Source organism: Bacillus sp. HMSC036E02, assembly GCF_001836235.1.
Classification (GTDB): Bacteria; Bacillota; Bacilli; order Bacillales; family Bacillaceae_G; genus Bacillus_A; species Bacillus_A cereus.
On the sequence record NZ_KV827858.1, the window covers coordinates 1 to 7103 of the forward strand.

The window sequence follows — 7103 nt, forward strand, 5'->3', positions numbered from 1 at the left end:
TATGAAGCCAGGAAGTGTCATTGTGGATATCGCAATAGATCAAGGTGGTACAGTAGAAACTATTGATCATTATACAACTCATGATAATCCTGTATTTATTAAACATGACGTAATTCATTATGCAGTACCAAATATGCCTGGTGCCACCCCACGTACTTCAACTATGGCGTTGGCAAATGGAAATATTGAGTATTTATTAGCAATTTCTAAAGATGGATTAGAAAATGCAATTCAAAATAAATCATCATTAGCATCTGGGGTAAATGTATATAAAGGTATTATTACCTACGAAAATTTAGGTATGACGCTAGGTTTGGACTTTAAAGAATTGAAAGAAGTGTTAGTATGATTACCAAAAACGTATTGTTAGATATCACTGACATTAAAAAAGCCAAAGAAATTCTTGATGTAAATGCCCGAAAAACACCTTTGGTTAAATCTTTCTATTTAACTAGTAAAACGGGTGGAGAAATTTATTTAAAGCTGGAAAACATGCAGTTAACGGGTTCATTCAAATTTCGTGGTGCATTTAATAAAATTTCTCAACTAACAAATGAAGAAAAAGAACGTGGTGTAATCGCTTGTTCAGCTGGAAATCATGCACAAGGTGTTGCATTATCTTCCCATTTACTAGGAATCAAAAGTAAAATTGTGATGCCAACCTCTGCACCGCAAGCTAAAGTGGATGCGACAAGAGGATATGGTTCTGAAGTTATTTTATACGGTGATACGTTTGATGATGCAAAAGCGAAATGTGAAGAAATTATAAAAGAAACAGGCGAAACATACCTACATCCATATGATGATGTAGAAGTAATGGCTGGCCAAGGGACAATTGGGTTAGATATTCTGGATGATATGTGGGATGTTGATACTGTTATTGTACCTATTGGTGGAGGAGGAATTATTTCAGGAATTGCTGTAGCGCTGAAATCATTTAATCCTTCCATTAATATTATTGGGGTTCAAGCAGATAATGTTCATGGAATGAAAGCTTCTTATGATGCTGGGAGAATTTTAGAACACTATGAAGCACCAACAATAGCGGATGGTTGTGCGGTAAAAATACCAGGGAATTTAACTTTTGAAATTGTAAAAGACCTAGTAGATGATATTGTAACTGTATCGGAAGAAGAATTAGAAGTAGCGATGAAAGACTTACTGCAACGCGGAAAAGCTGTCGTAGAAGGCGCGGGAGCATTAGCCACAGCCGCTCTTCTGGCAGGCAAAGTTGATAAATATGTACAGGGTAAAAAAGTAGTAGCGGTTATTTCAGGTGGCAATGTGGATTTAAAACGTATTTCAACTGTATGTGAGCATTTCTTTGTTGCCAATGAGGTAAAATAACGATTGAATAATCTTATAAAATAAAATTATTTTACTTAAGGGGAGCTAGGAGACGATATCTTAGCTCCTTTTTTAATAAATGGAGGCGTGTGTTATGGCCAACTTATTTAGGAAAAAATCAGTAAGGAAATTGTTAGAAGATAGTAAAAGTAAGACTTTGACAAAAACGTTGGGCGCATTTGACCTTACCATGCTAGGGATAGGTGCAATAATTGGTACAGGAGTACTTGTATTAACTGGATTAGTAGCCGCACGAGATGCGGGTCCAGCAGTTATTTTTTCATTTATGATTGCCGCAATTGTTTGTGGGTTTGCAGCCCTATGTTATGCGGAAATCGCATCTGCTCTTCCAGTCTCGGGTAGTGTATACACCTATTCATATGCGACGATTGGTGAGTTTGTAGCCTACTTAATGGGATGGACTTTATTGTCTGTATATATAGTTACAACTGCCGCAGTAGCGGGTGGATGGACAGGCTATTTTCAAAACTTATTAAACGGGTTTGGGATTGAGATACCAAAATCACTTTTAACAATTCCAACACAAGGTGGAATCGTTAACTTACCAGCAGTAATCATTACTTTGGTATTAACTTGGTTATTATCAAAAGGCACGAAAGAAAGTAAGCGAGTGAATAACGCAATGGTATTAATAAAAATTGGTATTGTTGTTTTATTCATTTCAGTTGGTATATTTTACGTAAAACCAGAAAACTGGATCCCGTTTGCACCTTATGGTATAAGCGGAATCTTTGCCGGAGGAGCTGCAGTATTTTTTGCCTTTTTAGGATTTGATGCGTTAGCAACATCTGCTGAAGAAGTAAAAAATCCACAACGTGATTTACCGATTGGTATTATTGCTTCGCTAGTTATTTGTACAATTATTTATGTTATAGTTTGTCTTGTTATGACTGGTATGGTTTCTTATAAGGAATTAGATGTACCAGAAGCAATGGCCTACGTATTAGAAGTTGTGGGACAAGATAAAGTAGCGGGTATAATCGCAGTTGGAGCTGTAATTGGTATTATGGCTGTAATTTTCGCTTACATTTATGCGACAACACGTGTATTCTTTGCGATGAGTCGTGACGGTTTATTACCAAAATCGTTTGCGAAAATTAATAAGAAGACAGAAGCACCAGTATTCTCAACTTGGTTAACAGGCATTGGTAGTGCTTTAATTGCTGGATTTATCGATTTAAAAGAATTATCGAATTTAGCGAATATTGGAGCGTTATTAACATTTGCGATGGTTGGTGTGTCAGTTATTATTCTTCGTAAAACACATCCAAATTTAAAACGTGGTTTCATGGTACCACTGGTACCAATCTTACCGATTATTTCAATAACATGTTGCTTATTTTTAATGGTAAATCTACCTTTAAAAACCTGGGTTTATTTCGGTATTTGGTTATTTATAGGGATAATAGTATATTTTATGTATTCTAAAAGACATAGTCAATTAAACAAACTATAAATGAGATATATCAGAGAAAAAGGTTATCACGACCTACATGTTTGAGCAAGTAGGATCCTTCTCTTTTGGGAAGTACCTTTTCTTTTTATAAAAAATTCAATTAAAAGAACTTGAAAGTTTATGTTATACGTAAAAAAGCGAATCTATTTTCAAAATAGATTCGCTTTTTTATCTCCTAATAATTTAAAAATTAAACTGAAATAGAAAAAGGAATTAATTATTCGGATGATAGTAAATGTCTTAGTGATTTCAATGTATATATGACAAATCAATTTGTATTTATTTCCTTGATAGGATTTTACATAATATTAATTTTTTGTGAATTATTAATCTGAAAATAATTTGATTTAAAGTATTATTCATACGAAATGAATACCTTTATGTAATTTATTTGATTTATAAGATAGTTAAGCATACCAAATCAAAACATAAAAGCTCATTATTGATTGATATTTTATAAAGTTGTATTAATATGTGTCATAAAATAATATCAAAATATAATTATAAATAGAATAAGGGAGGACTATGTAAAAAAGTAATAAATACAAGTTCATGAACTGTTTTTGCACGTAAATACATGCTAAAGAAACCAAAACTATTAAATTGATCAAGGAAATGAGAGGGAGATACTATGGGGAATAAATCAAAGTATAAAACCAAAAGAATACTAGTAGCTACTGCAACATTAACTATAATTGCTTCTGGAATGGCTTCTTCATCAGATGTCTTTGCAGAGGAAACGCAGCAACAAAAAAATTTATCGACATCACTGCAAAGTGAAAAATCAGTTAAATCAGAAAATAGAACATTTACAGTCCCAGGAAAAGGGGATGTTGAGATACTGAAACAACAGGAAAGAAAAAGTATGGCATTTAGTCCATATGAACCAACTGGTTTATATGCAAAGCCAAATGAACAAATAACGATTAATGTGGAAGGTAATCAAGATATTCAGGTATATATTGGAACGTATTCGTATGATGCTTCTTGGAGAGAAGATTCAAAGATAAAATCATTTACATTAAAACCTGGTATAAACACAATCCAATCTCCAAATGGGGGGATGATTTATTTTTATAATAAACAACAAGGGGGTACCATTCGAACAACAATCACAACAGGTGGAACGACTATGCCTTTCTTTGAACTAGGAAAGCATACGAAACAAGATTTAATAAACATGCTGGACCAGTATCCTAATGCACATGCAGTGGAGTTAAAAGGCGAACGTGTATTAATTACGGCCAGCCCTGCACGTGTTAAGAAATATTTGTTGGGTTCTAATACAGATCCTGTACAACTCTTAAAAAAGCTGGATGAAGCTACTCGAATTCAAGACAAAGTAGCTGGATTATCTGAAGAACAAGTAGATAAACATTATGTTCATTACGTAGAAGAAAATCATTCTCCTGATTATTATATGTATGCAACTTCTTATCGAACAGCATATGTAGGAGATGCAATCCAATACGTGCTAGATATTAATAAATTTGTAACAGATGGCTGGGGCCCTTGGCATGAGGCAGGACATTTGAGACAACAATCGCCCTGGAAGTTTTATAATATGACAGAAGTGCAAAATAATATATACAGCCTTTCTGTAGAAAAAGCATTTAATCGACCATCCAATTTAGAGAAAAGTGGAATTTATCCAAAAGCATTTCAATATCTAGAACAAGTGAATAAAAATTATGATGAAATTAGCGATGTTTTTGTAAAGCTTGTTATGCTTTGGCAACTACAGTTAGCGTATGGAGAGGATTTCTATCCTAAATTGCATCAATTGTATAGAGATATGCCTTCAAGTGAACTTCCACAAACTGATGAAAATAAAAAACAATTATTTATGATTTCAGCATCAAAAGTAGCCAAACAAAATTTGATTCCTTTCTTTGAGCAGTGGGGATTACGTCCAAATAATGATACCATTCAAAAAGTAGCTGCATTAGGATATCCAATTTTAACAGCAGAGATTTGGAAGAGTACGGATTCTAATCCAATTAAACCAGATATGCCTAATGTAAATAATATTTTAGAAGGAAACCAGTTTACATGGTCGCTGAAAGGGATTGGAGACTTTGAATTTGCTAAAATTAATTTCAATAAATCGACAGAAGAAATGCAAGTAGACTTAAAAGCAGGCGTACCGCATCATTATTTTAATGAAACATATGCGAGTATTAAAGTACAAAATGCATCAGGGAAAGTAGTATACAATAAAGATATTTATGGAAATAAACAACAAAATGCTGAATCGCAAAAAGTTTCAGTCAAAGTAGGAGATTATATTGAGTTAACACATCTAGAAGGTGTGCATAGAGCTACTCTCACAAATGTAGATAATAGTAAACAAGAGAGCTTTGGAAAAAAAGCCATGTACCAAGTTACAAAGGAAGGTCTGAAGAAAGTAAATCAAATTGTTAATCCGAAACCGGACACAGAAGCTCCAACACAGCCACAAGGATTATATGCAAGCAACCTTACTTCTAACAGTGTAGAGCTAAAATGGAATCCTTCTACAGATAATGTAGGTGTAAAAGAATATCAGGTATTACGCGATGGACAATTGATTCAAACGGTACAAGGAACGACGTTTACTGATCAAAACTTAACAGCTAATAAGGAATATAAATATGCAGTGAAGGCTGTAGATGCAGCTGGAAATACATCAATCCAAAGTGAAATTCTTCTTGTAAAAACCAAAGATCAAAATGTATCTTATGAAAAATGGGATCCGAAGAAGGCATATACAAAGGGAGATAAAGTAGAACATCAAGGGACAGTGTATGAAGCTGTTCAAAATCATCAAGGAAATGGTGACCCGAATTGGATATTTGCACTATCGTTATGGAAAGCAATTACAATCAATTAATATGTAAGAATCAGATGTAAAGATACAACAACATCCAGTATTTTAAAGAATTACTGGATGTTGTTTGAATTTTGATAGATTTCTCTACTACGTTAGTATTCAATAATAAAAATTAGAAAAGGATGTATATTAGTGATTAGCCAGAAAACAAAGCAAAGATTTAATAAAGTTATTATAATTACCGCAGCATGTAGCATGTTTTCTATGTTTGGAACGTCTATTTTGCACACTAAAGCTGCAACACATTCAGCTGCTCCAGCAGTTTATGTGAGTCCCCAAAATATACCTGCCTCAGATATTATTAGTATAGACTGGTCACCAGTTCAGACACCACCTTATACGTACTGGGCTGTACACAACTGGAATGCAGGTGGTGAAGCTGGAGGATATGCTGGTTTTCAACAACAAAGTGGGTTTGATGAAAATGGAAAACGTACTTTACATTTTGCCTTATGGGATCCAATTTCCTCTAAAGAAGCAATAAAGGCCGAATACTTATCTCCGAATTCGCAAGCTGGACCCTTTGGAGGAGAAGGAACAGGAATGAAGGTTCAAACAACTTATGGTTGGAAAGACTACAATTGGTACACAATGACAATGCGTTCATGGCAAGAAAATGGTCATACTAAATTTGGACAATGGATGAAAGATGTAACAAAGAATAAATGGCATCAAATTGCAATTATGGACTTTCCGGTTGCTAATGTTGCATTTAATCATGGGTTAGGAATGTTTCAAGAAGACTGGGCTGATAGTGGACAGAATGTTCGAGAAGCGCGCCTGAAAAATGGTTATAGCCGAAAATTAGTTGATAAACAATGGAGTTCTTGGAATAATCAAAGTATTTCTGGAACGCATGATAATACTTATCAATATGATGGAGGAGCTACTTCAGAATATGTATGGGTCAAAGCAGGAGGTAATACGCAGTCTACTATTGGGTCAGGAAAAATATTCACGCTAAATCAACCTACTCAACCTGAAATAGGAAAACTAGATTATGATATCCAATCTATATATTATGAAAATGAAAAATTAAATGTATCTTGGAAACTAAAAGAAAATAGTACACCGCAATTTAAGGGGAAAATTGAAATTTATAACAATGAAAATATGACGGGCCAACCTATTAGCGTAATTGATGATATTAAATCTTATCAAAATGGAATCAGTCAATCTATATCATTACCAACAAGTGCTTATGCAAAAATTGTATTAACGGATATATTTGATCAAACTGTTGAGAAAAAGGTACAAATCAAAAATGAATCTCCAAACATTTTTGAAGGTAATGAATTTGCATGGTCGTTGAAAGGGATTGGAGATTTTGAATTTGCGAAAGTAAATTTAAATAAATCAACAGAAGAAATGCAAATAGATCTAAAAGCAGGTGTACCACATAACTAC

The 7103-nt window shown here is 33.9% G+C and carries 4 protein-coding genes and 1 pseudogene; all 5 read left to right on the forward strand.

The features are described from left to right. A pseudogene (locus tag HMPREF2590_RS23030) lies at nucleotides 1-349 on the forward strand (alanine dehydrogenase); the annotation flags it as partial. Next, complete coding sequence (gene tdcB / locus HMPREF2590_RS23035) at nucleotides 346-1347, forward strand: bifunctional threonine ammonia-lyase/L-serine ammonia-lyase TdcB (protein ID WP_000628980.1); 1002 nt, start codon at nucleotides 346-348, stop codon at nucleotides 1345-1347. The pseudogene HMPREF2590_RS23030 and the gene tdcB, both read left to right, overlap by 4 nt. 94 nt (nucleotides 1348-1441) lie before the next feature. Then, a complete protein-coding gene (locus tag HMPREF2590_RS23040) occupies nucleotides 1442-2824 on the forward strand; it encodes an amino acid permease (RefSeq protein ID WP_001284905.1) in 1383 nt (460 codons plus the stop codon). A gap of 631 nt (nucleotides 2825-3455) precedes the next feature. Continuing rightward, complete coding sequence (locus tag HMPREF2590_RS23045; protein ID WP_070861542.1) at nucleotides 3456-5696, forward strand: M60 family metallopeptidase; 2241 nt, start codon at nucleotides 3456-3458, stop codon at nucleotides 5694-5696. Nucleotides 5697-5828: 132 nt separating this feature from the next. Then, nucleotides 5829-7103, forward strand: a 1275-nt coding sequence (locus HMPREF2590_RS23050; protein WP_141763551.1) for a DUF3472 domain-containing protein, incomplete at its 3' end; no start/stop codon positions are given.

Bases quoted from the DNA above. Each gene is read 5' to 3' on its own strand.
- tdcB (WP_000628980.1), top strand. From the start codon at position 346: ATGATTACCAAAAACGTATTGTTAGATATCACTGACATTAAAAAAGCC.
- HMPREF2590_RS23040 (WP_001284905.1), top strand. From the start codon at position 1,442: ATGGCCAACTTATTTAGGAAAAAATCAGTAAGGAAATTGTTAGAAGAT.
- HMPREF2590_RS23045 (WP_070861542.1), top strand. From the start codon at position 3,456: ATGGGGAATAAATCAAAGTATAAAACCAAAAGAATACTAGTAGCTACT.